The sequence below is a fragment of the Pseudomonas sp. Larv2_ips genome, assembly GCF_963879675.1.
Classification (GTDB): domain Bacteria; phylum Pseudomonadota; class Gammaproteobacteria; order Pseudomonadales; family Pseudomonadaceae; genus Aquipseudomonas.
Window position 1 is genome coordinate 434,535 of the sequence record NZ_CAWOAW010000006.1, and the last position, 24,150, is coordinate 458,684.

Below are 24,150 nucleotides of genomic sequence, written 5' to 3' on the forward strand. Positions count from 1 at the left end.
TTCAGCTTTTCAATTTACCAATGAAGCCTCTGGCCATTTAAACCACGAACCCGATCCCCCAGTACATGCCGTTAAGGCGGCTGGGCTGGCGGGTTATCGCGATACGTTGGTGCCTTGGCAGACATCGACCTAACGTTATGTAGTGCGCGGTTTTGCATACTACATGATGAGTTGCGGTTGTGAAAATTTGACTAAATACGTCGTTTAGCGACCCACTTTGGTCATGCGGTCACAGTGGGGTATTGGATGTTCTCAAAAAACTATCAGATTGTTCCAGATAAATATAAAAATGGTACACGATTTGTTTTCGAGGGCGCCTGCGTCCACCTTGTAGATTGAATTCAGAGGGCTTCGCCATGGACCATCTTGTACTCACTATTATTGCCGCCGACAAACCCGGCCTGGTTGAACGCATTGCGCAGAATATTGCCGCCCACGGTGGCAACTGGCTGGAGAGCCGAATGGCGCACATGGCCGGGCAGTTTGCCGGGATCCTGCGGGTCAGCGTGCCCGCCGAAAGTCGTCAGGGTTTGGTGAATGCGCTGGAGGACTTATCCACACACGGCATTCGCGTGCTGGTGGGTGAGGGCAGTTCAGGGCAGACCGCGGCGTCCAAGGCCATCCTGATGACGCTGGTGGGCAACGACCGTTCGGGCATCGTGCGCGAGATTACGGCCCTGTTGAGCAAACAGGGCGTGAACCTTGAAAGCCTGAGCACGGATGTGCGCCCGGCGCCTATGAGCGGTGATCCGTTGTTTACCGCCGAGGCATTGTTGCAGGTGCCCACCGCGTTATCCCTGGATACCTTGCAACTGTCCCTGGAAACCCTGGCGGATGACTTGATGGTGGAGTTGCACCACGAAGAATAACGGCCTGCCCACAGGGTTATGCATGGAAATCTTGCATGGGCCTGTGGATAACCTGTAGAGACCCGGCGCCAGGCCACGTCGGCCGGGCTTCTCCTCGAATTGAGCAAAAAACGAGCGGTTTCAAGGGTTTGTGCACAAATGGCGGGGATCAGGTTGTGGATAACCTTGGGGTGGATGTCTGCAAGCCAGGCCCGCTGTGGCTTGCAGAGCTTTGTACGTTATTTGATCAGCGTTTGCGGATCGTCAGCCAGGCGTCCAGGCTGTAAACCACCAGGCCGGCCCAGATAAACGCGAACGCGATCAGCGTGCTGGTGGCCAAGTGTTCACCGAACAGGAACACCGCTTCCAACAGCACCAGGGTAGGCGCCACATACTGCAAAAACCCCAGGGCGGTGTAGGGCAAATGCCGCGCTGCAGCGTTGAAACACACCAATGGGATCAGCGTGACCGGGCCGGCCGCTACCAGCCACCAGGCTTCGCCGGTGCCCCAAAATTCAAGCTGTGCGCTGTGTGCCGACGGGTTGAACAGCAGCCAGGCGACAGCGATCGGCACCAGCATCCAGGTTTCCACCACCAACCCCGGTAGCGCCTTGACGGGTGCCTGCTTGCGGATCAGCCCGTAGAAGCCAAAGGTCAGCGCCAGCACCAGCGACACCCACGGCAAACTGCCCACCTGCCATACCTGTTGCGCCACACCCACCGCCGCCAGCCCGACGGCCATCCACTGCAAGCGCCGCAGGCGTTCGCCGAGAATCAGCATGCCCAGCAGCACGTTCACCAGCGGGTTGATGTAATAACCCAGGCTCGCCTCGAGCATGCGCCCGCTGTTGACCGACCACACATACGTCAGCCAGTTGGCGGCAATCAACGCACCGCTGAGTGCCAGAATCGCCAGGCGCTTGGGGTTGTCGCGCAGTTCACGAAACCAGCCCGGGTGTTTCCACACCATCAACAGCACAGCGCCAAACAGCGCCGACCACAGCACGCGGTGCACGATGATTTCGGCGGCGGGAACGCTGGCGATGGCTTTGAAATAGATCGGGAACAGGCCCCAGATGACATAGGCGCTCAGGCCCAGGATGTAACCCTTGCGGGGGTTGGCGGGTTGCATTGCAGAATCCTTGCATAGGCAGCTAACAAAGGCGCAATTGTAAGGATTTTTGTCAGACGATGGGATGCTGCTTTTCTGTGGGAGCTGGGTTGTCGGGTCGCCAGCGCCCACAAGGCGTCGCGGCAGTGTCAGAACAGTTTCAGCGGTTCTTCATTGAGTGCCGACAGTTGCTCACGCAACGCCAACACCTGATCGCCCCAATAACGTTCGCTGCCGAACCACGGGAAGCTGTGGGGGAACGCCGGGTCATCCCAGCGGCGTGCCAGCCAGGCGCTGTAGTGCATCAGGCGCAAGGCGCGCAAGGGTTCGATCAGCGCCAGTTCGCGCGGGTCGAAGTCGTGGAATTCCTGATAACCGTCCATCAATTCCGACAGTTGGCCCAGACATTCCTGGCGATCACCGGCGAGCATCATCCACAAATCCTGTACGGCCGGGCCCATGCGGCAGTCATCCAGGTCGACGATATGAAACATCTCGTCGCGGCACATCATGTTGCCGGGGTGGCAGTCGCCGTGCATGCGGATGTTCTTGTGCGGTGTGGCTTTGTAGACCTCTTCCACGCGCTTGAGCAGGTCGCGGGCCACGGACTCGTAGGCCGGCAGCAGGCTTTTCGGAATGAAGTTACCTTCCAGCAAGGTCGTGAGGGAGTCGTGACCGAAGTTTTTCACCCCTAACGCCTCGCGGTGTTCGAACGGGCGGGTCGAGCCGACGGCGTGCAAACGGCCAAGCAGCTGACCCAGGCGATACAGCTGATCAAGATTGCCCGGCTCCGGCGCACGGCCACCCCGGCGCGGAAACAGGGTGAAGCGGAAACCCGCGTGTTCGAATAGGCTTTCGCCGTTGTGGATCAACGGGGCGACCACCGGTACTTCGCACTCGGCCAATTCGAAGGTGAAACGGTGTTCTTCAAGGATCGCTTCGTTGGTCCAGCGCTGCGGCCGATAGAACTTGGCGATCAGCGGTTCAGAGTCTTCGATACCCACTTGGTAGACGCGGTTTTCGTAGCTGTTGAGCGCCAGAATGCGAGCATCGCTGAGGAAGCCGATACTTTCGACAGCGTCGAGAACCAGGTCGGGGGTGAGTGTTTCAAACGGATGGGCCATGCGAACTCCTGCGCGCAGCAGGGCGCCGCGTCCGGCCCGGTATGGTAACGCACACGGCGATAGATAGGTGGTGTCTGTACTGGCCGCATCGGGGGCAAGTCCCTCCCACGAAGACCGCGTTTGACCTTAGGAACGCGGTCGAGTGTGGGAGGGGGCTTGCCCCCGATTGGGGCCTATCAGGCGCCGACGATCCCGCCATCATCCCGCCGAATTGCCATCACCGACGAACGCGGTTTGCCGTTCGGCAGATGCTCCGGCCAGCTCGAGCCGCCGGTTTCGCCCGGGTGCTGAATCCCCACAAACAGCGTCTTCTGATCTGGCGAAAAGCTGATCCCCGTCACCTCGCACGCCACTGGCCCGACCATGAACCGGCGGATTTCCCCGGTGCTCGGGTCGGCGCACAGCATCTGGTTGTTGCCCATGCCGGCGAAGTCACCCGCGTTGCTGTAGTCGCCATCGGTGAGAATCCACAGGCGCCCGGCCTTGTCGAAACCCAGGCCGTCGGGGCTGTTGAACATGTTTTGCGGGTTGATATTGGACGAGCCACCCTTCGGCGTGCCGGCATGCACACCGGGGTTGCCGGCCACTACAAACAGGTCCCAGGAGAACGTGTTGGAGCCATGGTTATCGGCATCGGCTTTCCAGCGCAGGATCTGGCCGTAGACATTTTTCTCACGCGGGTTCGGGCCGCCTACCGGCTGGCCTTCCTCGCCACGCTTGGCGTTGTTGGTGAGGGTGCAATAGACCTGACCATCCGTGGGGCTGACCACGATCCATTCCGGGCGGTCCATGCGCGTGGCCTTGACCACGCTGGCGGCCAGGCGCGCGTGGATCAGCACTTCGGCCTGGCTGGCGAAACCGGTGCTGGCGTCAATGCCGTTTTTGCCATGGGTGAGTTCGACCCATTGGCCGGTGCCCTTGGGGTGGTCGGCGTTGCCGTCGCCTGCGTCGAAGATCGCCACATACAAGGTGCCGTGGTCGAGCAGGTCTTTGTTGGCCTTGGGGTTCTTGTGGTTGATCTTGTCGCGGCTGACGAACTTGTAGATAAACTCGCCGCGCTCGTCATCGCCCATGTACACCACGGCGCGGCCATCGCGGGTTTCAGCCAGTGCGGCATTTTCGTGCTTGAAGCGGCCCAGGGCGGTACGTTTGGTCGGCGTGGATTGCGGGTCGAACGGGTCGATTTCTACCACCCAGCCATGGCGATTGAGTTCATTGGGGTTCTTGGCCATGTCGAAACGCGGGTCGTGTTGATGCCAGTTGATCTCTTTGCTGGCCGCCACCACGCCGTAGCGCTTTTGCGCGGCGTCGAAGGCCTGTTGTGGGTTGCTGCTGCCAAAGCAGTCGGTGAAGTTCTCTTCGCACGTCAGATAGGTGCCCCATGGGGTCTTGCCGTTGGCGCAGTTCTGGAAGGTGCCGAGGACTTTTTTACCGGTTTTGTCGGCGCGGGTTTTCAGCCAGTCGTGACCCGCCGCCGGACCGCTCAGGCGGATCGGCGAGTTGCCATGGATGCGCCGGTTGTAGCGCGAGTCCTGCACGAACTGCCAGGTGTCGCCCTTGCGCCGCACTTCGATCACCGACACGCCTTCACTGGCCTGGGCCTTGTGCACGTCCTCGGCCGATTGCGGCGCGCCGCCGTGGGCGTAGAGGTAACGGTAATTGGTGTATTCGTTGTTGATCGCCATCAGCGCGCGGTTGTCGTCACCGGGGAAGGCGAACAGGCTCATACCGTCGTTGTTGTCACCGAACTGTCGCTCCTGGGCCTTGGCGCTGCCGTTGCCGGAGGGGTCGAACGCCGGGGCATTTTTGTGCAATGGCTGGCCCCAGCTGATCAGCACTGAGGCGCTGTAGCCAGGTGGCAGGGTGATGGCGTCGCGGGTGGCGGCGGCGATGCTGGGGAACCCCAGCAACGGGCTGCTGGACGCGGCGTTGACAGCCAGGGCGCTGCGGCTCAGCAGGTTGCCGCCGAGGAACATCGCGGCGCCGCACAAAGCCCCCGCGCCGATGAAACGGCGACGGGTGAGGCCGACCATCTGTTCAAGGTCGGTGGCTTGGTTGTCTTCTAATAGGCTCATTTCAGGCTCCCTGCGGTTTTTGCAGACACCTTAAGGAGCACGCGTGACGAAATTGTTGCAGTTTGAAGTAGCCCTCGCGCTACACCGGCGTGCCGAGCAACACGTTGCTGGGCGAGAACTGCACCTGAATTGGCTGGCCCTCGGCGGCCTTCAGCGCCTTGAGCGCGGCGGGCTGCGCCAGGGCGCATAAAACCTGGCCGTTGGGCAGGGTGATGCGCACCTCGCTGGGGCCGTCGTCGGCGTCGAGAATCGTCTCGATCACGCCGCTCATGCAATTGTGTCCAGGTGTTGCTACCTGCCCCAGGGCGAGCAATTCCAGCCAGCCGGCCTTGATCAAGGCGACCACTTCCACGCCGGTCTCCAGTTCCAGGCGCAGCGTGCTGTCGTGGGTGATCTGCGCGCTCAGGCTCAAGGCGCCCGACAGTTGCAGGCGGATCATGTCATTGCGGCCATGGCTTTCAATCGCGATGACCTGGCCGTGCAGTTGGTTGCGCGCGCTGGTGCGCAGCATCAGCCGGCCGAGCAGGTTGAAGTCGCTCGCGTCTTCGTCCGAGCCCAGCACCTGGGCCTGCAACACTTGCAAACGCTGGTAAAGGCGCAGCACGCGCTCACCCTCGGCCGTCAGCTTGGCACCGCCGCCGCCTTTGCCGCCGACGCTGCGTTCCACCAGCGGTTTTTGCGCCAGGTTGTTCAGTTCGTCGATGGCATCCCAGGCGGCCTTGTAACTCAAACCGGCGCTCTTGGCCGCGCGGGTGATCGAGCCTTGCTCGGCGATGTGCGCCAGCAAGGCGATGCGCTGGGGGCGGCGGATGATGTGTTGGCTGAGCGAGGTCGGCAGAGACATGTGGATACGCTTCGATAAGGTCAGCGGACGTTGCAGGCGTGGCGCACGCGAGTCAAGTCATGCCCCGGGTTTAGGTGTGCGTGCCAGGCAGTACACGTCGACTTGCCGCGCTCCCGCGTCCATCAACAACCGCGCCAGGCTGTGGGCGGTGGCGCCGGTGGTCAGTACGTCGTCGACCAGCGCCAGGTGGCGGCCTTGCACCTGGGCGTCGGGAGCCAGTGCAAACGCGGCGAGCAGGTTGCGTTTGCGGGTTTTGGCGTCGAGGGCTTGTTGCGCGACGGTTTCATGGGGGCGTAACAACAGATGGTCATCGTGCGGGATAGCAAGCTGCTCACTCAGCCAGCGTGACAGCATCAGCGCCTGGTTGAAGCCACGTTCGCGCAGGCGTTTACGCGCCAGGGGCACGGGCAGCAGGCAGTCGGGGCGCTCGAGTTCGGCGTTGTCAAAACGGTGTTGCAGGTGATGCCCCAGCAGGCGCGCGAGCAGATGGCCGAGAGGCCAGCGTGACTGATGCTTGAAGCGGCTGATCAGGGTGTCGACGGGAAAGCTGAAGGACCACGGCGCGACGACGTGTTTAAACGCAGGCGGGGTTTTCAGGCATTGGCCGCAGATCAAACCGCTGGTTGGCAGCGGCAAGGCGCACACCTCGCATTGTTCCAGCAACCATGGCAGCTCTGTTTCGCAGACGTTGCACACACAATCGGCCGATTCTGTGGCCTCATCGCAAATTAAACAGGTCTGGTTGTTTTTTAGCCAGATGTAAACCTCGTGTTTGTATCCAGGTTGACAGTGCATGAATCTTCCTTAAATATGCCGAGCATCCGTGTCGTGACTGTGGGTATTGCCCTTCCCGCAGCGAAAGCCCAAGCATAATGAAGGAATCGCCCATGAGCGCCAGCACCACTGCCAACCTGCGTCACGATTGGTCCTTAGCCGAAGTCAAAGCGCTGTTCGTGCAGCCTTTCAATGACCTGTTGTTCCAGGCGCAGACCGTGCACCGCGCGCATTTCGACGCCAACCGCGTGCAGGTGTCGACGTTGCTGTCGATCAAAACCGGCGCCTGCCCGGAAGATTGCAAATATTGTCCGCAGTCGGGCCACTACAACACTGGCCTGGAAAAAGAAAAGCTGATGGAAGTGCAGAAGGTCCTCGAAGAGGCCGCCCGCGCCAAGGCCATTGGCTCGACTCGCTTCTGCATGGGCGCCGCCTGGAAACACCCGTCGGCCAAAGACATGCCGTACGTGTTGGAAATGGTCAAAGGCGTGAAGGCCATGGGCCTGGAAACCTGCATGACGCTCGGCCGTCTCGACCAGGACCAGACCGAGGCCCTGGCCCAGGCCGGCCTCGACTACTACAACCACAACCTCGACACCTCGCCTGAGTTCTACGGTTCGATCATCACCACGCGCACCTACGGCGAGCGCCTGCAAACCCTGGCCTATGTGCGCGATTCGGGCATGAAGATCTGCTCGGGTGGCATCCTCGGCATGGGCGAGTCCCTCGACGACCGCGCCAACCTGCTGATCCAGCTGGCCAACCTGCCGGAGCATCCGGAGTCGGTGCCGATCAACATGCTGGTGAAGGTGGCCGGTACGCCGCTGGAAAACGCCGATGACATCGACCCGTTCGACTTCATCCGCATGCTGGCCGTGGCGCGCATCCTGATGCCGCAGTCGCACGTGCGCCTGTCGGCCGGCCGTGAAGCCATGAACGAGCAGATGCAGGCCCTGGCGTTCTTCGCCGGCGCCAACTCGATCTTCTACGGCGACAAGCTGCTGACCACCGCCAACCCGCAGGCTGACAAGGACATGCAGCTGTTTGCGCGCCTGGGCATCCTGCCGGAAGCCCGTGAAGAGCATGCCGATGAAGTGCACCAGGCGGCCATCGAGCAGGCGTTGGTGGAGCAGAAGAGCAGCGAGCAGTTCTATAACGCCGCGGTTTGACGCCGATCCTCCTATTTGGAATGCACTCCAAATGTGGGAGCGGGCTTGCTCGCGAATGCGGTGGATCAGTGAAAGATAGGTTGACTGACGCACCGTATTCGCGAGCAAGCCCGCTCCCACATGTTTGACCGAGTTCACCTGCTAATCCGAGGCCTGCATGTCTTTTGATCTCGCCGCGCGTCTCGCTGCCCGTCGTGCCGAACACCTTTACCGTCAACGCCCTTTGCTCCAGAGCCCGCAAGGCCCTGAAGTCGTGGTGGACGGCCAACCGTTGCTGGCGTTCTGCAACAACGATTACCTGGGCCTGGCCAATCACCCGCATGTGATCGAAGCCTGGCGCGCCGGTGCGTCCCGCTGGGGCGTGGGCGGTGGCGCATCCCACTTGGTGGTTGGCCATGCCACGCCGCACCATGAACTGGAAGAAGCCCTGGCCGACCTGACCGGGCGCCCACGCGCGTTGCTGTTCACCACCGGCTACATGGCCAACCTCGGCGCCGTCACGGCGCTGGTGGGGCAGGGCGACACGGTGCTGGAAGACCGTCTCAACCATGCCTCGTTGCTGGATGCCGGTTTGCTCAGCGGTGCGCGGTTCAACCGCTATTTACACAACGACGCCGCCAGCCTGGCCAAGCGGTTGGAGAAGGCTACCGGCAACACGCTGGTGGTCACCGACGGCGTCTTCAGCATGGACGGCGATCTGGCCGGCCTGCCCGCGCTGGCCCGTGAAACCAGGGCCAAAGGCGCCTGGTTGATGGTGGATGATGCTCACGGCTTCGGCCCGCTGGGGGCCACTGGCGGCGGGATCGTCGAGCATTTCGGCTTGAGCCCGGAGGATGTGCCGGTGCTGGTTGGCACGCTGGGCAAAGCCTTTGGCACGGCCGGGGCGTTTGTGGCGGGCAGCGAAGAGCTGATCGAAAGCCTGATCCAGTTCGCCCGGCCTTACATCTACACCACCAGCCAACCGCCGGCGTTGGCCTGCGCAACCTTGAAAAGCCTGGAGCTGCTGCGCACCGAGCATTGGCGACGCGAGCATCTCAATGGCCTGATCCGCCAGTTCCGTCAGGGCGCCGAACAGCTCGGCCTGGACTTGATGGACAGCTTCACGCCGATCCAGCCGATCCTGATTGGCGACAGCGCCCGCGCCGTGCGCCTGTCGCAGCTGCTGCGCGAGCGCGGCCTGATGGTCACCGCGATCCGCCCGCCCACCGTGCCTGCCGGCGGCGCGCGTTTGCGCGTGACCTTGACGGCGGCCCACAGCGCGGCGCAGGTGCAGCTATTGTTAAACGCATTGGAAGAGTGCTTCCGCTTGTTAGGCGCCACGGAGCCCGACCATGCGTGATCGACTGATATTGCTGCCCGGCTGGGGCCTTGGCGTATCGCCACTGGAGCCCCTGGCCGCAGCCTTGCGCGGCCTCGACGAACACCTGCAGGTGCAGATCGAGCCATTGCCAACACTGCCATCGAGTGACGTGAGTGAATGGCTCGACGAACTCGACGCCACGCTGCCCGACAACGCCTGGCTGGGTGGGTGGTCCCTGGGCGGCATGCTCGCGTCGGAGCTGGCGGCGCGGCGCGGCGAACGTTGCTGCGGCTTGCTGACGTTGGCGAGCAACCCGTGTTTCGTCGCCCATGCCGGCTGGCCCAGCGCGATGCCGGCTGAGACATTCGATGCGTTTCTCGCCGGCTGCCATGCCGACTCCCAGGTCACCCTCAAACGCTTCGGCCTGCTGTGTGCCAAGGGTGCGCAAGACCCGCGCGGGCTCTCGCGTTTACTGGTCAGCGGCGCGCCGAATACGCCTTCCAGCGAATTGATGACCGGCCTTGAGTTGCTGGCTCAACTGGATACCCGCGAAGCTTTGCTCGGCTATCGCGGCCCACAGTTGCATCTGTTCGCAGGCTGGGATGGTCTGGTGCCCGCGCAGGCGGCTGGCGACCTGCTGGCGCTGCTCCCCGATATAGAAATCGGCCTGATTGAACAGGCTGGTCACGCTTTTCTTCTGGAAGACCCTCACGGTGTAGCGGGGGCCATCCAGGCTTTTTTGCACGAGTGCGTTGATGACTGATTTATCCCACCCAACACTGCCGGGCGCCTTGCCGGACAAGCGCCAGGTGGCGGCGTCTTTCTCCCGTGCCGCCGCCAGTTACGACAGCGTCGCCGCGTTGCAGCGCGCCGTGGGCCACGAGCTGTTGGCTCGCCTGCCGACGGGCACCGCGCCGCAACGCTGGCTGGACCTGGGCTCGGGCACCGGTTTTTTCAGCCGCGTGCTGGGCGAGCGGTTGCCCGCCAGCCAGGGGGTGGCGGTGGATATTGCCGAAGGCATGCTCAACCACGCGCGGCCGTTGGGCGGCGCCGAGCACTTTATTGCCGGTGATGCTGAACGCCTGCCGTTGCAGGGCAGCAGTTGCGGGCTGATCTTCTCCAGCCTGGCGGTGCAGTGGTGTGCGAATTTCGACGCCGTGCTCAGCGAGGCTTATCGCGTGCTCCAACCCGGCGGGGTATTGGCGTTTGCGAGCTTGTGCGCGGGCACCCTGAGTGAGCTGCGCGAAAGCTGGCGGGCCGCAGACGGCCTGGTGCACGTCAATCGCTTCCGCACTTTTGAGGCTTATCAACAGCTGTGCGCCGCCAGCGGCTTGCGGGTGGTGAGCCTGGAGCGCCGGCCGCACGTGTTGCACTACCCGGATGTGCGCAGCCTGACCCATGAACTCAAAGCATTGGGCGCGCACAACCTCAACCCGGGCCGCCCGGGAGGGTTGACGGGGCGCGCAAGGATTGTTGCACTGGTGGACGCTTACGAGCAGTTCCGTCAGGCCCAAGGCCTGCCCGCCACCTACCAAGTGGTGTATGCCGTACTGGAGAAACCTCTATGAGCGCCGCTTACTTCATCACCGGTACCGACACCGATGTTGGCAAGACCACCATCGCCGCCGGCCTGCTGCATGCCGCAAGGCTTGCGGGTAAAAGCACCGCCGCTGGCAAGCCCGTGGCTTCGGGCTGCCAGGTCACCCCCAAAGGATTACGCAATGCCGACGCCTTGGCGCTGTTGGCCGAGTGTTCGTTGCCGTTGAGCTATGCCGAGGTCAACCCGGTGGCGTTCGAACCCGCAATTGCGCCGCACCTGGCGGCGCGCGAGGCGGGCGTGGCGCTGACGGTGCAATCGCTGTTGAAACCGATGCAGCAGATTCTGGCGCGGCAGGCGGATTTCACCTTGATTGAAGGCGCGGGCGGCTGGCGGGTGCCCCTGGCCGATCAGGACAACCTGTCGGACCTGGCCAAGGCGCTCAAGCTGCCGGTGATCCTGGTGGTGGGCGTGCGTCTGGGTTGTATCAGCCATGCGTTGCTCACCGCGGAAGCCATAGCGCGAGACGGTTTGCCGTTGGCAGGCTGGGTGGCGAATATCATCGACCCCAAGACCTCTCGTCTGGAAGAGAACCTCGCCACCCTGGCTGAGCGGTTACCGGCGCCTTGCCTTGGGCGCGTGCCGAAACTCAAGCAGGCCAGCGCCGAAGCCGTCGCCGAATACCTGGAACTGGACCTGCTTGACTGATTTTGGCTATCGCTAAGGCATTATGCCATTAGTGTTTTTGACGGGCGTTTTGCCGGGATGTCTGCTTCAATTCAGGTTCACGATTCTCTAAAGGCAGGCTTACGCCATGGAAATCTCTGGAAGCAGCGCGTTTTATTCGGGGCTGAGCACGATTCAGGCCGGGCAGAACCGCGTCGACCAGGCCGCCGGCAAGATTGCCAGCGCCGCGACGACCCAGCCATCGGACGCACAAAGCGATCGTCTGCAAGCCAACGACCGGGCTCAGCCGTCCAACTCGGCGAGCAATATGGTCGAAATGGCCCAAGGCAAGTTTCAAGTGGAGCTGGGCGCCAAAGTCGCCAAGGCTTCGGATGAAATGCTCGGTACGTTGATCGACACCTACGCTTAATCCCTTTCTCTAGATCCGCCGGCTTTCTTTTGGGAGCTGGCTTGTGTGGGAGCTGGCTTGCCTGCGATGCAAGCACCCCGGTATTACGGGTAGACCGCGGTGATGCTATCGCAGGCAAGCCAGCTCCCACATTTGTCTCGCTTCGCCCTCTCTAACTTCTAAACTCCTTTTTGCTGTGGCAACCCGCCGCAGGCCTTGCCGTGCGCGCCGTTGATCCGCGTCATGACAAATGGCGTCTGGACGATGCTTGACAACCCCAGGTCGTAAACGTATGTTTCAAACACCTGTTTGACCGCCACAACGCATCCACGCGGTTGTTCATCCCAGATTCATCAGCAGAGGTTTATCGCTATGCCTGACTACAAGGCCCCCTTGCGTGATATTCGCTTCGTTCGTGACGAACTGCTCGGTTATGAAGCGCACTATCAGAGCCTGCCGGCTTGCCAGGACGCTACCCCGGACATGGTTGACGCCATCCTCGAAGAAGGCGCCAAGTTCTGTGAGCAAGTGCTGGCACCGTTGAACCGCGTGGGCGACATCGAAGGCTGTACCTGGAGCGAGTCAGGCGTTAAGACCCCGACGGGTTTCAAAGAAGCCTACAAACAGTTCGTTGAAGGCGGCTGGCCAAGCCTGGCCCACGACGTGGAGCACGGCGGCCAAGGCCTGCCGGAATCCCTGGGCCTTGCAGTCAGCGAAATGGTTGGTGCTGCCAACTGGTCGTGGGGCATGTACCCGGGCCTGTCGCACGGTGCGATGAACACCATCTCCGAGCACGGCACCCCTGAGCAGCAAAATGCCTACCTGACCAAACTGGTCTCGGGCGAGTGGACCGGCACCATGTGCCTGACCGAACCCCATTGCGGCACCGACCTGGGCATGTTGCGCACCAAGGCCGAGCCTCAGGCCGACGGTTCCTACAAAGTCTCCGGCACCAAGATCTTCATCTCGGCCGGTGAACACGACATGGCCGACAACATCGTCCACATCGTGCTGGCTCGCCTGCCGGACGCACCGGCTGGCACCAAAGGCATTTCGCTGTTTATCGTGCCCAAATTCCTGCCAAACGCAGACGGTTCGATTGGCGAGCGCAACGCGGTGTCCTGTGGTTCCCTGGAACACAAGATGGGCATCCACGGCAACGCCACCTGCGTGATGAACTTCGACGCGGCCACCGGTTTCCTGATCGGCCCGGCTAACAAAGGCCTGAACTGCATGTTCACCTTTATGAACACCGCGCGCCTGGGCACTGCCCTGCAGGGCTTGTCCCACGCCGAAATCGGTTTCCAGGGCGGCCTGAAATACGCTCGCGATCGCCTGCAAATGCGTTCGCTGACCGGCCCGAAAGCACCGGACAAAGCCGCTGACCCGATCATCGTGCACCCCGACGTGCGCCGCATGCTGCTGACCATGAAAGCCTTCGCCGAAGGCAACCGTGCGATGGTGTACTTCACCGCCAAGCAAGTGGACATCGTCAAATACGGTACCGACGATGAAGCGAAGAAGCAGGCCGATGCCCTGCTGGCCTTCATGACTCCGATCGCCAAGGCGTTCATGACCGAAGTCGGTTTTGAATCCGCCAACCACGGCGTGCAAATCTACGGCGGCCACGGCTTCATTGCCGAGTGGGGCATGGAGCAGAACGTTCGCGACAGCCGCATTTCGATGCTGTACGAAGGCACCACCGGTATCCAGGCGCTGGACCTGCTCGGCCGTAAAGTGTTGATGACTCAAGGCGAGGCGCTCAAGGGCTTCACCAAGATCGTGCACAAGTTCTGCCAGGCCAACGAAGGCAACGAAGCGGTCAAAGAGTTCGTCGCACCGCTGGCTGCACTGAACAAGGAATGGGGCGAGTTGACCATGAAGGTCGGCATGGCCGCGATGAAAGACCGTGAAGAAGTCGGTGCTGCTTCGGTGGATTACCTGATGTACTCCGGCTACGCGTGCCTGGCTTACTTCTGGGCCGATATGGCACGCCTGGCGGCCGAGAAACTGGCGGCCGGCACCACCGAAGAGGCGTTTTACACCGCCAAGCTGCAGACCGCGCGCTTCTACTTCCAGCGCATTCTGCCGCGTACCCGCACTCACGTTGCAACCATGCTGTCGGGCGCCAACAACCTGATGGACATGAAAGAAGAGAACTTCGACCTGGGCTACTAAGCCTCGGCGGGTTCATGAAAAAGCCGCCGCTCTTTCGGGAGCGGCGGCTTTTTTGTGGGGGCCAGCAACGCGGCGCTTAAGGTGTCGGGATAAAAGGCGCGCCGTCGCAGTAGGTGTTGCCCGGCAAAACGCCCCTGACTGGAATGTCCGTCGGTGGCGACTGAAGCAATTGCCCGGCGGCATTCTGCGTCGTGTAGCTGAGGTACATGATGTCCCTGCCGATCACCCGCATGGTGGCCGAATACTGCAGGTACACGGTTTGCCCGGTGGTGGAAGCCGAGGCAGCCCACACAATCGGGAACGTCAGTGGGGGCGCAATGGGGACTGAACCGTCATCCTGACGGCTCATTACGCACGTCAATGTTCCCGCCGTGTTGGCACGCAACAGCGCAGAGGGCGGGATAAATACACCGATAGACCGGTTTAGAAAGGTCAGGCTCGTAGGCTGTGGCGAGGCGCAGGTGAGATTGCCGCCGATAAGGTTGAGCACCTGCGGCTGCGCCAGTGTCATCAACGGCGAGAAGTTCAGGATGATATTCCTGGTAGGTCCCTCCACGAAGGTGGTCCCCCGGGTGATCCGGAATTTTATCTGGGTGGGTGTGTTGTTGCTGGCGGCGCCCGGAAGGATGGCCAGTAATTGCGCCGTCGTGATCACTAGGCGCAGCGGCAGTGGTTGGCCCACGTAAATCACAGGTGGCGCCAAGACGGTATTCGTGCCCACGACAACGGCCACAGCGTCGTTGATCTGCAAATTGGTGACACTGTCCAGCCAAACCTCCATCCCGCCTTGCCCGCTCAGGTCGATATCGGCCTGAGTCACCGTGTTGTCGGGCGCAATCGCCTGTGTCACGCGCGGAGCGGCAATGTTTGAAGGGGTCAGTTGCAGCGCGACCCTGAGTTCCAGAATCAACGAATCACGAGAGCGGTTGCCCAGTCGGTCCAGGAAGCGGTAGGTCAGTTGCATGAGGCCGTTGCCGCGTTCGCGAATCACGGAGGCCGGTATGGAGAGCACGCGCGGGGCCGGATAGTCGGGCAAGGTAACGGGGCCTGGAAGTGCAAACGGAAACTGCATGTGCCGGTCGGTAATGCCGTAGTAGGGAATGACCCTCAGCGCGACCTGGGTGTTGATCTCTGCGTGCTCGGGAATCCGGAAGACGACCGGGTCATTGCTGGCCAGATACTCTTCGGTAATCACCGCAGTCGCCAGGTTCAATGGCAGCAGCGGGGCTGGCGGTGTGATGGTCAGGTAACCAAAAGGTGGCGTTTTATGCACCCGCAGCGGCGTGCTGGCAGTGGCACACAGCACGTTGTCGCCGGCTTCCAGGATGTAGGTCAGCAGATAATCGCCCTCACTGCTCACGAAGCGGCGCGGCACTGGCATATCAATGTCTGCTGTGGGGTAAGACGGCAACCGGAGGTACGCGATGACTTGGTGTTCATGCGGCGGGGGCAGTTCGGCGTACACCCGGATAGTGGGCTGGGCCCCGGCAGGCCCGGGCTGCGGCAACGCTGGAATCCGAATGCGCAGATCACGTTCTGCCGTCGTCAGAGGCACCATGCCGCCCGTCCCGGGCAGAGCATCCACCACGATCAGGGGCGGCAGCGCGGGTATTGCGTTACGAATCAGGAACTGAGAGCTGGTGCTCACGAGTTCGGATACCAAGGTTTCCATGAGGGTCACTCCCATCGTGTTTAAGGGACACTCCCTGTCCCGAATACTCGCTGGGCGGTATTGAGTGGTACGCGCAAGTAAACATGCCAATTCCCTCGACGACTACTGTCATAACTGACAGTACAAGGTGGCCTGCGCATTGCATCCGCCTCTTTTATGCGCAATGGCATGTAAAAAAACCGCAGCGCAACACTCAGGGATTAAGCCGAGCGGCCGTTAAAGTGATGGCAATGTGATACACCTCACATTGAATGTGCTTAACTGTGCGCAGTGAAGGCACTGTGCCATCTTTTTGAGTGGGTCGGAGCTTTACCCTTGTCACGCGCGTCCGCTGTACGTTTCAGTCATTTCCTACCTTCACTGCTGTTACTGCTGGCGGGGCTGTCGGCTGCGTACGTGAAGGACCTCAATGTGTTCTTCACCTCGCTTTTCAACGTGCTGCCGACCTTGGTGCTGCTGCTGGGCGGCTCGTATTGCGCGGTGTATCGGCGCCAGCGTGAACTGTTTCTGATGATCACGGTGTACGTCGTTTATTTCCTGTTGGACACCCAGACCGATTACTACCGCGACAATGGCCGAGTCCGGGAAGACGCGGCGGTGGTGTTTCATCTGTGCTGCCTGTTGCTGCCGTTATTGTTCAGTATCTACGCGCTGTGGCAGGAGAAAACCCACCTGTTTCGCGATTTCGTGGCCCGTTGCGCCGTGCTCATCGCAGTCGGCAGCGTGGCCCTGGCGCTTGAGCAAAGCTTCCCGCAAGCCCTGTTGAGCTGGCTGGCGGAGATTCGCTGGCCGGCCTTGCACGGCAGCTGGATGAGCCTGATCCAGCTGTCGTACCCCATGTTCCTGATTGGATTTGTCACCCTGGCGGCGCAGTACTGGTATCAGCCGCGCCCGTTGCACGCCGCGCAACTGGTTGGCTTGCTCGGGCTGTTCTGGATGTTGCCGCAGACCTTTATCCTGCCCTTTACCCTGAACATCATGTGCAGCCAGGTGATGCTGATGATCGCCGCGGGCGTGGCGCATGAGGCGTATCAAATGGCCTTCCGTGACGAACTGACCGGCTTGCCGGGCCGCCGCGCGCTCAACGAACGCATGCAGCGCCTGGGGCGCAACTATGTGCTGGCAATGAGTGACGTCGATCACTTCAAGCGTTTCAACGACACCCACGGTCATGACGTCGGCGACCAGGTATTGCGCCTGGTCGCCAGCAAGCTCTCCAAGGTCAATGGCGGCGGGCGTGCCTACCGCTACGGCGGTGAAGAGTTTGCAGTGGTCTTCGCCGGTAAAACGCTGGATGAGTGCATGCCGCACCTCGAAGAAATTCGCGAGATCATCGCCCACTACGACATCAAGCTGCGCAACCCCGACCGCCCTCATGACGACCAGCAGGGCCGCCAACGCCGCGCGGGCAGCGGCGCGTCGAGTGTGTCGGTAACCGTCAGCATCGGTGTGGCCGAGCGCCAGGCCGAACAGCGCACCCCGGAAGAAGTGCTCAAATCCGCCGACGAGGCGCTTTATGCTGCCAAGGGCGCGGGACGTAACTGCGTGGTCGCGGCCGGGCAAACCCGGCGTGGCGCGGTGCGCATGGCGAGTGCTGCCGGTTGAGTGATGGCGACGTATTCAGCGGTTCTACAGTGATTGTCCGAGACCGTGGCCGGCAGTAGGTTTAAACCATCTGCTGCCGGAGACATCGCCATGCCTGAGTACAAAGCTCCCCTGCGCGACATGCGCTTTCTGATCGACAACGTGTTTGATTTCCACGGCCACTACGCGGCCCTCGGCGCCACAGACGCCAGCCCGGATATGGTCAGTGCGATCCTCGAAGAAGGCGCCAAATTCTGCGAAAACGTGCTTGCGCCGCTTAATCGCAGCGGCGATGAGGAAGGCTGCCATTTCGACAATGGCGTGGTCACCACACCCAAGGGCTTCAAGCAAGCTTTCGCCCAGTACGTGGAAGGCGGCTGGCATGGCGTGGCAGCGGACCCAGCCTACGGTGGGCAAGGCTTGCCGCACTCGCTGGGGCTGGTGTTGAGCGAAATGATCGGCTCCAGCAACACGTCCTGGGGCATGTACCCGGGGCTGACCCATGGCGCAATGTCGGCGATCTACGCCCATGGCACCGAGGAGCAGAAAGCCACCTACCTGACCAAACTCACCGCCGGCGAATGGACCGGCACCATGTGCCTGACCGAAGCCCACTGCGGCACCGACCTGGGGCTGATCAAGACCCGCGCCGTGCCCCAGGCCGACGGCAGTTATGCGGTCACCGGCAGCAAGATCTTCATCTCGGCCGGCGAGCATGACCTGAGTGCGAACATCATCCACTTGGTGCTGGCCAAACTGCCGGATGCGCCGGCGGGCACCAAAGGTATCTCGCTGTTTATCGTGCCCAAGTTCCATGCCGACTCGGGTGAGCGCAACGCGGTGCACTGCGGCTCCATCGAGCACAAGATGGGCATCAAGGCCTCGGCCACGTGCGTGCTCAACTTTGACGGTGCCAAGGGGTTTCTGATTGGTGAGGCGAATAAAGGCCTCAACTGCATGTTCACCATGATGAACCACGCACGGCTGGGGACTGGCATGCAGGGCCTGTGCAATGGCGAGGCGAGCTTCCAGGGCGCGGTCAAATACGCCAATGATCGCCTGCAAATGCGCTCGCTGACCGGCGCCAAAGCCCCGGAAAAGGCCGCCGACCCCATCATCGTGCACGCTGATGTACGCCGCATGTTGCTGACCATGAAAGCCTTCAACGAAGGCAACCGCGCGCTGGCGTATTTCACCGCGCAATTGCTCGACACCGCGCACCTGAGCAACGACGCGGGCCAGCGCCAGGAGGCTGAAGACCTGTTGGCGTTTCTCACGCCGATCTGCAAAGCCTTTATGACCGACACGGGCCTGGAGGTGACCAACCACGGCATGCAGGTATTCGGCGGTCACGGCTATATTCGCGAATGGGGCATGGAACAGCTGGCACGCGATGCGCGGATCGCGCCGATCTATGAAGGCACCAATGGCATCCAGGCGCTCGACCTGCTGGGGCGCAAGGTGTTAGGTAGCCAGGGCAAGCTGCTGCGTGGTTTTACCAAAATCGTGCATAAATTCTGCGCGGCAAATGCCGAGCACCCGCAGCTCAAGGCCCATGTGGCGCAACTCGATCAACTGAACCAGCAATGGGGCGAGCTGACAATGAAGGTCGGCATGGCCGCCATGAAAAACCCCGACGAAGTGGGCGCGGCGGCTGTGGATTACTTGATGTACAGCGGTTACGTGATCCTGGCCTACCTGTGGTTGCGGATGGCCATCGCGGCTCAAGCACAGGACGACACCGAGTTTGCCCAGGCTAAGTTGGCGACCTGCGACTTCTACTTCAAGCGTTTGCTGCCGCGCACGGCCACGCACCGGGCCGCGGTGGAGACGGGCAGCGAGTGCCTGATGAGCCTGCCTGCTCAGTTGTTTGCACTGTAGGCGGCTGATTCTTCTGCAGGTAACTGTGTGCGGGCTTGTGTGGGAGCTGGTTTGCCTGCGCTGCAGTCACCTCGGTAGGTCAGTGAAACGGCGGTGATGCCATCGCAGGCAAGCCAGCTCCTGCATTAGATCTGTGCGTGACTTATAAATACTTAATAGTCACGAACGGACCCTATGTGTCTGAAAAGTTGTTCGGGTACACTCGGAGCCTGTAAAACCGATCCTACCGACTTACTTTTCACGTTCTCACGAGGTTTGCCATGGCTGATTACAAAGCGCCGCTGCGTGATATGCGCTTCGTCCTCAACGAAGTCTTTGAGGTCGCCACGACTTGGGCCCAATTGCCGGCATTGGCAGACACCGTGGATGCCGAAACCGTCGAGGCGATCCTTGAGGAAGCCGGCAAGGTCACCGCCAAATCCATCGCACCGCTGAGCCGCAATGGCGACGAGCAAGGCTGCCGTTGGGCCGATACCGTGGTCAACACGCCGGATGGTTTCCCCCAGGCCTACAAAACCTACGCCGAAGGTGGCTGGGTGGGTGTAGGCGGCGACCCTGTCTTTGGTGGCATGGGCATGCCCAAGGCGGTGTCGGCCCAGGTCGAGGAAATGATCAACTCGTCGAGCCTGGCGTTCGGCCTGTACCCGATGCTGACCTCTGGCGCCTGCGTGTCGATCAACACTCACGCCAGTGAAGCACTCAAGGCCACCTACTTGCCGAAGATGTATTCCGGCGAGTGGGCCGGCTCCATGTGCCTGACTGAAGCACACGCGGGCACCGACCTGGGAATTATCCGCACCAAGGCTGAGCCGCAGGCGGACGGTTCCTACACCATCAGCGGCACCAAGATCTTCATCACCGGTGGCGAACACGACCTCACCGAAAACATTATCCATCTGGTGCTTGCAAAGTTGCCCGATGCGCCGGCCGGTCCCAAAGGCATCTCGCTGTTCCTGGTGCCCAAATTCATGGTCAATGCCGACGGCAGCCTGGGCGCGCGTAACCCGGTGAGCTGTGGCTCGATCGAACACAAGATGGGCATTCAGGCGTCTGCGACCTGCGTGATGAACTTCGACGAAGCCGTGGGTTACCTGGTGGGCGAGCCGAACCGTGGGTTGGCGGCGATGTTCACCATGATGAATTACGAGCGTCTGGGGGTGGGTATCCAGGGGCTGGCATCCGGCGAGCGCTCTTATCAGAACGCGATTGAATATGCGCGTGATCGCCTGCAAAGCCGCGCACCGACCGGCGCCCAGGCTAAAGACAAAGTGGCCGACCCGATCATCGTGCATCCGGACGTGCGCCGTATGCTGCTGACCATGAAGGCTGCGAATGAAGGCGGTCGCGCGTTCTCCACGTACGTGGCAACGCAATTGGACATCGCCAAGTTCAGCGAGGACGCCGCCGCCCGTGAGCGTGCGGACAATCTGGTGGCACTGTTGACGCCCGTCGCCAAGGCGTTCCTCAGCGACCTGGGCCTGGAAACCACCGTGCTCGGTCAGCAAGTGTTTGGCGGCCACGGCTACATTCGCGAGTGGGGCCAGGAGCAACTGGTGCGTGATGTGCGCATCACTCAGATCTACGAAGGCACCAACGGCATTCAGGCGCTGGACTTGATGGGCCGCAAGATTGTCGGCAGCAACGGCGCGTTCTATACCCTGTTCGCCGACGAGATCCGTCAGTTCATTGCCACCGCGGGCGCCCAACTGGGTGAGTTCACCCGTCCGCTGAGCGCGGCGGTGGACAACCTGGATGAGTTGACCGCCTGGGTGCTGGACCGCGCCAAGACCAACCCGAATGAAATCGGTGCAGCGTCGGTGGAATACCTGCACGCCTTTGGCTACATGGCGTACGCCTATATGTGGGCCCGCATGGCGAAGGCTGCGTGGGGCAAAGAGTCGGAGGAAGACTTCTACGCAAGCAAGCTGGGCACGGCGCGTTTCTACTTTGCGCGCCTGCTGCCGCGTATCCATTCGCTGAGTGCGTCGGTAAAAGCCGGTAGCGACTCACTGTTTTTGCTGGATGAGGCACTGTTCTAAGGGCTTGGAGGGCGTGTAAGCATTCTCTTACATGACGTGCTGCTATTCGTCCTCTATCGCCAAATTGGATCCACGGATAATCTACTTCACATGGACGTCGCGCAGGAAGCGCAAAGCAACAACACGGACACGTAGGATTCTGCCAGGACGGCGGAGTGAAATGGATGTCAGGGAAACAGTCTGCAAAACCCCGCTTCGGCGGGGTTTTCTTTTGCCCGCGAAAAAGTCAGGCAGGCGCCTGCGGGGCATTCATCACGTCTTCCAGCAGCGTGCGCAATAACGCCACCGTTGCTTGCTGGCGCTGTACATCGCGGCACACCAGGCCCACTTTCAGCGCCACCCTGGGCTCGCTCAAGGGTTTCCACAGCAGCGCCTTGCTGTTGTGCTCATCCTGCGACCGCCCGGGCAGTACCGTGGCCAGTTTGGTATGGGGCAGGCTGTCGAGAATCCCGACCATGGTATTCAGTTCGGCCTGCACCTGTGGGCGGCGCCCGAGGTTGGCGAGCTGGCCCTGCCAGATCTGCCGCACCTGAAACTCCTCTCCCAGTAGCAGCATCGGTAATTCGGCCGCCTGTTTCAGCGAAACCTTCTTGAATTCGCGCAGGGGATGGTCTTCGGGGATTACCACCTTCAATTCGTCTTCATACAACAGCACGCCGTGCAGCCCTGGCTGGCGCGGCGGCAGGTAGCTGATGCCGATGTCCAGCGAGCCGTTGAGCAAGCGCCGTTCAATCTCCAGGCCGGTCAATTCGTAGATCTGCACCACCAGATGCGGTTGGGCCTTGCGCACGCGCTCAAGCATTTGCGGGACGAGGCTGGTGTGCACCGTTTGCAGCACGCCGATGGCCAGAGTGCGCATGGCCTGGCCCTTGAAGTTGCGCAAGGCTTCGACGGCTTGTTGCATACCGTCGAGCAGCGGCAATGCGTGGTTGTACAAGGTATGCGCGGCCAGCGTCGGCAGCAGGCGCTTGCTGCTGCGCTCGAACAGGCTCACATCCAGGTTCTGCTCCAGTTGGCGAATCTGTTGCGACAGGGCCGGTTGGGAGATCGACAGACGCTCCGCAGCGCGGCCCACATGGCCTTCCTCATACACCGCGACGAAATAACGCAGTTGCTTGAAATCCATAAGACTTACTTATCGAAAAAGCTGGAAAATCGAAATGGCCGGTGGGCCCCGAGACGCCTAGTCTAGCGCCTATTCGCAAGGCTTACAGGGCCGGATCTGGCAATGAATAGCGTTTATGTTGATGGCGTTTACATAGGCAAGACAAAAAACCTCAAGGCAGTCTTTGTAGAGGATTGCGACCAAGGTCAGGTTGCCATCGGGGGTGAGGTGTGAATCTGTTTCGCCGCCCTGCACCAAGTCTGGACGATCTGATTCTCGACGCGCCGCACGAGGATCTGCCCAGCGATGCCCTGATGCCCACCGCTGCAAGGCCTGCGCAGGTCTTCGTGCGCGGCCAGGGCTCCTGGCTCTGGGACAGCGACGACCGTGCGTACCTTGATTTCAGTCAGGGCAGCGCTGCCAACAGCCTGGGCCACAGCCCGCAGGTGCTGGTCAAGGCCCTCGCCGATCAGACTCAGGCGCTGATCAACCCCGGCAATGGCTTGCACAATCGCCACCAACTGAACCTCGTCGACCGGTTGTGCCATCACACAGGCAGTGATCAGGGATACCTGCTTAATAGCGGCGCTGAAGCCTGCGAAGCTGCGATCAAGCTGGCGCGTAAATGGGGCCAACAGCACCGCGGCGGCGCGTACCACATCATCAGCGCCAGCACCGGTTGCCATGGCCGCAGTTTCGCGGCGATGGCGGCTTCGACGGGGGCGGGTGGCAACCGTTTTGAACCGCAATTGCCGGGTTTCAGCCATGTGCCTTTCAACGACCTGCCTGCGTTGCACGCGGCGGTGGATGCGCAGACCGTGGCCATCATGCTGGAACCGATTCAGGGCGCAGCCGGCGTGATCCCCGCCACCGAGCACTACCTCAAAGGTGTTGAACGCCTGTGCCGCGAGCTGGGAATCCTGCTGATTCTCGATGAAGTGCACACCGGGATCGGCCGTTGCGGCACCTTGCTCGTCGAACAACAGTACGGCGTGCGCGCCGACATCATCACCCTTGGCAAAGGCCTGGGCGGCGGCGTGCCGTTGGCGGCCCTGCTGGCGCGCGGCAAGGCCTGTTGCTTCGAGGTGGGCGAGCTGGATGGCACCCACCATGGCAACGCGTTGATGGCAGCGGCCGGGGAGGCGGTACTGAAGACGGTGGTGGAGGAGGGCTTTCTGGAGCAGGTGCGCGAGTCCGGCCTTTACCTTGGCGAAGGCCTTGCCCGCCTGGCTTATCGCTACGACCACGGCCAATTGCGCGGCCATGGCCTGATGTGGGGCCTGACGTTGTCGGATGATTCTGCAGATGCCGTCGTAAAAGCAGCATTGCACGAAGGATTGATCCTTAACGCCCCGCGACCCAACTGCCTGCGCTTCACCCCAGCCTTGACGGTCAGCAAAAGCAATATCGACGAAATGCTTCTGCGCCTGGCTCGCGCCTTCTCCCGAGTGCGCACCGCGCAGTTGCAATGCCGCAAGGGCATCGCCGTTTAACCCACATTCCAGAACCGTCTCGCGGCCTACGCGGCGCCCTCAGCCTGATTCTTTTGGCTGGGGGCGTTTTTTTGTCTGCGCACTTCAAGGTGGCCCAGTGCCAGATCCCACTGAACCCTCACGAATGCTCAAGGTCGATTAGCTACACGGCTCACACGAGCCGACTTTCTGGAGCTGACCCATGGACATCATTCGCATCATCATCGCCATTCTGCTGCCGCCACTGGGTGTGTTCCTGCAAGTGGGTTTCGCCGGCGCGTTCTGGCTGAACATCCTGCTGACCCTGTGCGGTTACTTCCCGGGCATCATCCACGCCGTGTACATCATAGCCAAACGCTAAA

The 24,150-nt window shown here is 61.4% G+C and carries 20 protein-coding genes; 13 read left to right on the forward strand and 7 right to left on the reverse strand.

Annotated features, from left to right (window positions below):
- The first annotated feature begins 356 nt into the window (after positions 1-356).
- A complete protein-coding gene (locus AACV02_RS03365) occupies positions 357-869 on the forward strand; it encodes a glycine cleavage system protein R (protein WP_119737622.1) in 513 nt (170 codons plus the stop codon).
- A 226-nt stretch (positions 870-1,095) separates the two neighbouring features.
- Here the strand turns inward: AACV02_RS03365 and rarD are convergent, their stop codons facing one another.
- The 5 genes from rarD to AACV02_RS03390 all read right to left on the reverse strand — a co-directional run bounded on the left by rarD (position 1,096) and on the right by AACV02_RS03390 (position 6,797).
- Entirely contained in the window at positions 1,096-1,980 is an 885-nt protein-coding gene (gene rarD, locus AACV02_RS03370; protein WP_106575557.1) for an EamA family transporter RarD, read from the reverse strand.
- 128 nt (positions 1,981-2,108) lie between these two features.
- On the reverse strand, positions 2,109-3,083 hold the full coding sequence (locus AACV02_RS03375; RefSeq protein WP_106575556.1) for a serine/threonine protein kinase: 975 nt from the start codon (positions 3,081-3,083) through the stop codon (positions 2,109-2,111).
- Positions 3,084-3,259: 176 nt separating this feature from the next.
- Positions 3,260-5,158, reverse strand: coding sequence for a PhoX family protein (locus AACV02_RS03380; RefSeq protein WP_119737624.1), 1,899 nt, complete (start codon positions 5,156-5,158; stop codon positions 3,260-3,262).
- Positions 5,159-5,237: 79 nt separating this feature from the next.
- On the reverse strand, positions 5,238-6,002 hold the full coding sequence (locus tag AACV02_RS03385; RefSeq protein ID WP_106575554.1) for a TOBE domain-containing protein: 765 nt from the start codon (positions 6,000-6,002) through the stop codon (positions 5,238-5,240).
- A gap of 57 nt (positions 6,003-6,059) precedes the next feature.
- Positions 6,060-6,797 (reverse strand): ComF family protein, encoded by a 738-nt coding sequence (locus tag AACV02_RS03390; RefSeq protein ID WP_119737626.1) that lies wholly within the window; start codon positions 6,795-6,797, stop codon positions 6,060-6,062.
- A gap of 92 nt (positions 6,798-6,889) precedes the next feature.
- Here AACV02_RS03390 and bioB point away from each other — a divergent pair, with 92 nt between their 5' ends.
- From bioB to AACV02_RS03425, 7 genes are all read left to right on the forward strand, one after another.
- Complete coding sequence (gene bioB / locus AACV02_RS03395) at positions 6,890-7,945, forward strand: biotin synthase BioB (RefSeq protein ID WP_119737629.1); 1,056 nt, start codon at positions 6,890-6,892, stop codon at positions 7,943-7,945.
- 157 nt (positions 7,946-8,102) lie between these two features.
- Positions 8,103-9,284, forward strand: a complete 1,182-nt coding sequence (gene bioF / locus AACV02_RS03400; protein WP_119737631.1) for an 8-amino-7-oxononanoate synthase — start codon at positions 8,103-8,105, stop codon at positions 9,282-9,284.
- The gene (locus AACV02_RS03405) at positions 9,277-10,008 is read left to right on the forward strand and encodes an alpha/beta fold hydrolase (protein WP_119737633.1); all 732 of its coding nucleotides are present in this window, start codon (positions 9,277-9,279) and stop codon (positions 10,006-10,008) included. Before bioF ends, AACV02_RS03405 begins: the two co-directional genes overlap by 8 nt.
- Entirely contained in the window at positions 10,001-10,813 is an 813-nt protein-coding gene (gene bioC, locus AACV02_RS03410) for a malonyl-ACP O-methyltransferase BioC (RefSeq protein ID WP_119737635.1), read from the forward strand. Before AACV02_RS03405 ends, bioC begins: the two co-directional genes overlap by 8 nt.
- A complete protein-coding gene (gene bioD, locus AACV02_RS03415) occupies positions 10,810-11,490 on the forward strand; it encodes a dethiobiotin synthase (RefSeq protein WP_106575548.1) in 681 nt (226 codons plus the stop codon). The genes bioC and bioD overlap by 4 nt, the downstream gene beginning before the upstream one ends.
- 106 nt (positions 11,491-11,596) lie before the next feature.
- Positions 11,597-11,878: a hypothetical protein gene (locus AACV02_RS03420; RefSeq protein ID WP_025857014.1), complete on the forward strand. Its 282-nt coding sequence runs from the start codon at positions 11,597-11,599 to the stop codon at positions 11,876-11,878.
- A gap of 351 nt (positions 11,879-12,229) precedes the next feature.
- The gene (locus AACV02_RS03425) at positions 12,230-14,035 is read left to right on the forward strand and encodes a phenylacyl-CoA dehydrogenase (protein ID WP_106575546.1); all 1,806 of its coding nucleotides are present in this window, start codon (positions 12,230-12,232) and stop codon (positions 14,033-14,035) included.
- Positions 14,036-14,111: 76 nt separating this feature from the next.
- Here AACV02_RS03425 and AACV02_RS03430 read toward each other — a convergent pair whose 3' ends face one another.
- Positions 14,112-15,707 (reverse strand): hypothetical protein, encoded by a 1,596-nt coding sequence (locus tag AACV02_RS03430; RefSeq protein WP_119737638.1) that lies wholly within the window; start codon positions 15,705-15,707, stop codon positions 14,112-14,114.
- A gap of 315 nt (positions 15,708-16,022) precedes the next feature.
- Here AACV02_RS03430 and AACV02_RS03435 point away from each other — a divergent pair, with 315 nt between their 5' ends.
- The 3 genes from AACV02_RS03435 to AACV02_RS03445 all read left to right on the forward strand — a co-directional run bounded on the left by AACV02_RS03435 (position 16,023) and on the right by AACV02_RS03445 (position 21,211).
- The gene (locus AACV02_RS03435; protein ID WP_119737640.1) at positions 16,023-17,312 is read left to right on the forward strand and encodes a GGDEF domain-containing protein; all 1,290 of its coding nucleotides are present in this window, start codon (positions 16,023-16,025) and stop codon (positions 17,310-17,312) included.
- A gap of 90 nt (positions 17,313-17,402) precedes the next feature.
- Positions 17,403-19,172 (forward strand): acyl-CoA dehydrogenase C-terminal domain-containing protein, encoded by a 1,770-nt coding sequence (locus AACV02_RS03440; RefSeq protein WP_119737642.1) that lies wholly within the window; start codon positions 17,403-17,405, stop codon positions 19,170-19,172.
- A gap of 260 nt (positions 19,173-19,432) precedes the next feature.
- Complete coding sequence (locus AACV02_RS03445) at positions 19,433-21,211, forward strand: acyl-CoA dehydrogenase C-terminal domain-containing protein (RefSeq protein WP_119737644.1); 1,779 nt, start codon at positions 19,433-19,435, stop codon at positions 21,209-21,211.
- A 226-nt stretch (positions 21,212-21,437) separates the two neighbouring features.
- Here AACV02_RS03445 and AACV02_RS03450 read toward each other — a convergent pair whose 3' ends face one another.
- Positions 21,438-22,337: a LysR family transcriptional regulator gene (locus AACV02_RS03450; protein WP_119737646.1), complete on the reverse strand. Its 900-nt coding sequence runs from the start codon at positions 22,335-22,337 to the stop codon at positions 21,438-21,440.
- 209 nt (positions 22,338-22,546) lie between these two features.
- Between AACV02_RS03450 and AACV02_RS03455 the strand changes: the two genes are divergently transcribed.
- Together AACV02_RS03455 and AACV02_RS03460 are read left to right on the forward strand one after the other, a co-directional pair.
- Positions 22,547-23,809 carry an aspartate aminotransferase family protein gene (locus tag AACV02_RS03455; protein ID WP_119737648.1) on the forward strand — a complete coding sequence of 421 codons (1,263 nt, stop codon included), beginning with the start codon at positions 22,547-22,549 and terminating at the stop codon, positions 23,807-23,809.
- A gap of 181 nt (positions 23,810-23,990) precedes the next feature.
- The gene (locus AACV02_RS03460) at positions 23,991-24,149 is read left to right on the forward strand and encodes a YqaE/Pmp3 family membrane protein (RefSeq protein WP_010207008.1); all 159 of its coding nucleotides are present in this window, start codon (positions 23,991-23,993) and stop codon (positions 24,147-24,149) included.
- Position 24,150: the final 1 nt, after the last annotated feature.

Excerpts from the sequence above, each read along its gene's own strand:
- AACV02_RS03365 (WP_119737622.1), top strand. The coding sequence starts at position 357 with ATGGACCATCTTGTACTCACTATTATTGCCGCCGACAAACCCGGCCTG.
- rarD (WP_106575557.1), bottom strand. The coding sequence starts at position 1,980 with ATGCAACCCGCCAACCCCCGCAAGGGTTACATCCTGGGCCTGAGCGCC.
- AACV02_RS03375 (WP_106575556.1), bottom strand. The coding sequence starts at position 3,083 with ATGGCCCATCCGTTTGAAACACTCACCCCCGACCTGGTTCTCGACGCT.
- AACV02_RS03380 (WP_119737624.1), bottom strand. The coding sequence starts at position 5,158 with ATGAGCCTATTAGAAGACAACCAAGCCACCGACCTTGAACAGATGGTC.
- AACV02_RS03385 (WP_106575554.1), bottom strand. The coding sequence starts at position 6,002 with ATGTCTCTGCCGACCTCGCTCAGCCAACACATCATCCGCCGCCCCCAG.
- AACV02_RS03390 (WP_119737626.1), bottom strand. The coding sequence starts at position 6,797 with ATGCACTGTCAACCTGGATACAAACACGAGGTTTACATCTGGCTAAAA.
- bioB (WP_119737629.1), top strand. The coding sequence starts at position 6,890 with ATGAGCGCCAGCACCACTGCCAACCTGCGTCACGATTGGTCCTTAGCC.
- bioF (WP_119737631.1), top strand. The coding sequence starts at position 8,103 with ATGTCTTTTGATCTCGCCGCGCGTCTCGCTGCCCGTCGTGCCGAACAC.
- AACV02_RS03405 (WP_119737633.1), top strand. The coding sequence starts at position 9,277 with ATGCGTGATCGACTGATATTGCTGCCCGGCTGGGGCCTTGGCGTATCG.
- bioC (WP_119737635.1), top strand. The coding sequence starts at position 10,001 with ATGACTGATTTATCCCACCCAACACTGCCGGGCGCCTTGCCGGACAAG.
- bioD (WP_106575548.1), top strand. The coding sequence starts at position 10,810 with ATGAGCGCCGCTTACTTCATCACCGGTACCGACACCGATGTTGGCAAG.
- AACV02_RS03420 (WP_025857014.1), top strand. The coding sequence starts at position 11,597 with ATGGAAATCTCTGGAAGCAGCGCGTTTTATTCGGGGCTGAGCACGATT.
- AACV02_RS03425 (WP_106575546.1), top strand. The coding sequence starts at position 12,230 with ATGCCTGACTACAAGGCCCCCTTGCGTGATATTCGCTTCGTTCGTGAC.
- AACV02_RS03430 (WP_119737638.1), bottom strand. The coding sequence starts at position 15,707 with ATGGAAACCTTGGTATCCGAACTCGTGAGCACCAGCTCTCAGTTCCTG.
- AACV02_RS03440 (WP_119737642.1), top strand. The coding sequence starts at position 17,403 with ATGCCTGAGTACAAAGCTCCCCTGCGCGACATGCGCTTTCTGATCGAC.
- AACV02_RS03445 (WP_119737644.1), top strand. The coding sequence starts at position 19,433 with ATGGCTGATTACAAAGCGCCGCTGCGTGATATGCGCTTCGTCCTCAAC.
- AACV02_RS03450 (WP_119737646.1), bottom strand. The coding sequence starts at position 22,337 with ATGGATTTCAAGCAACTGCGTTATTTCGTCGCGGTGTATGAGGAAGGC.
- AACV02_RS03460 (WP_010207008.1), top strand. The coding sequence starts at position 23,991 with ATGGACATCATTCGCATCATCATCGCCATTCTGCTGCCGCCACTGGGT.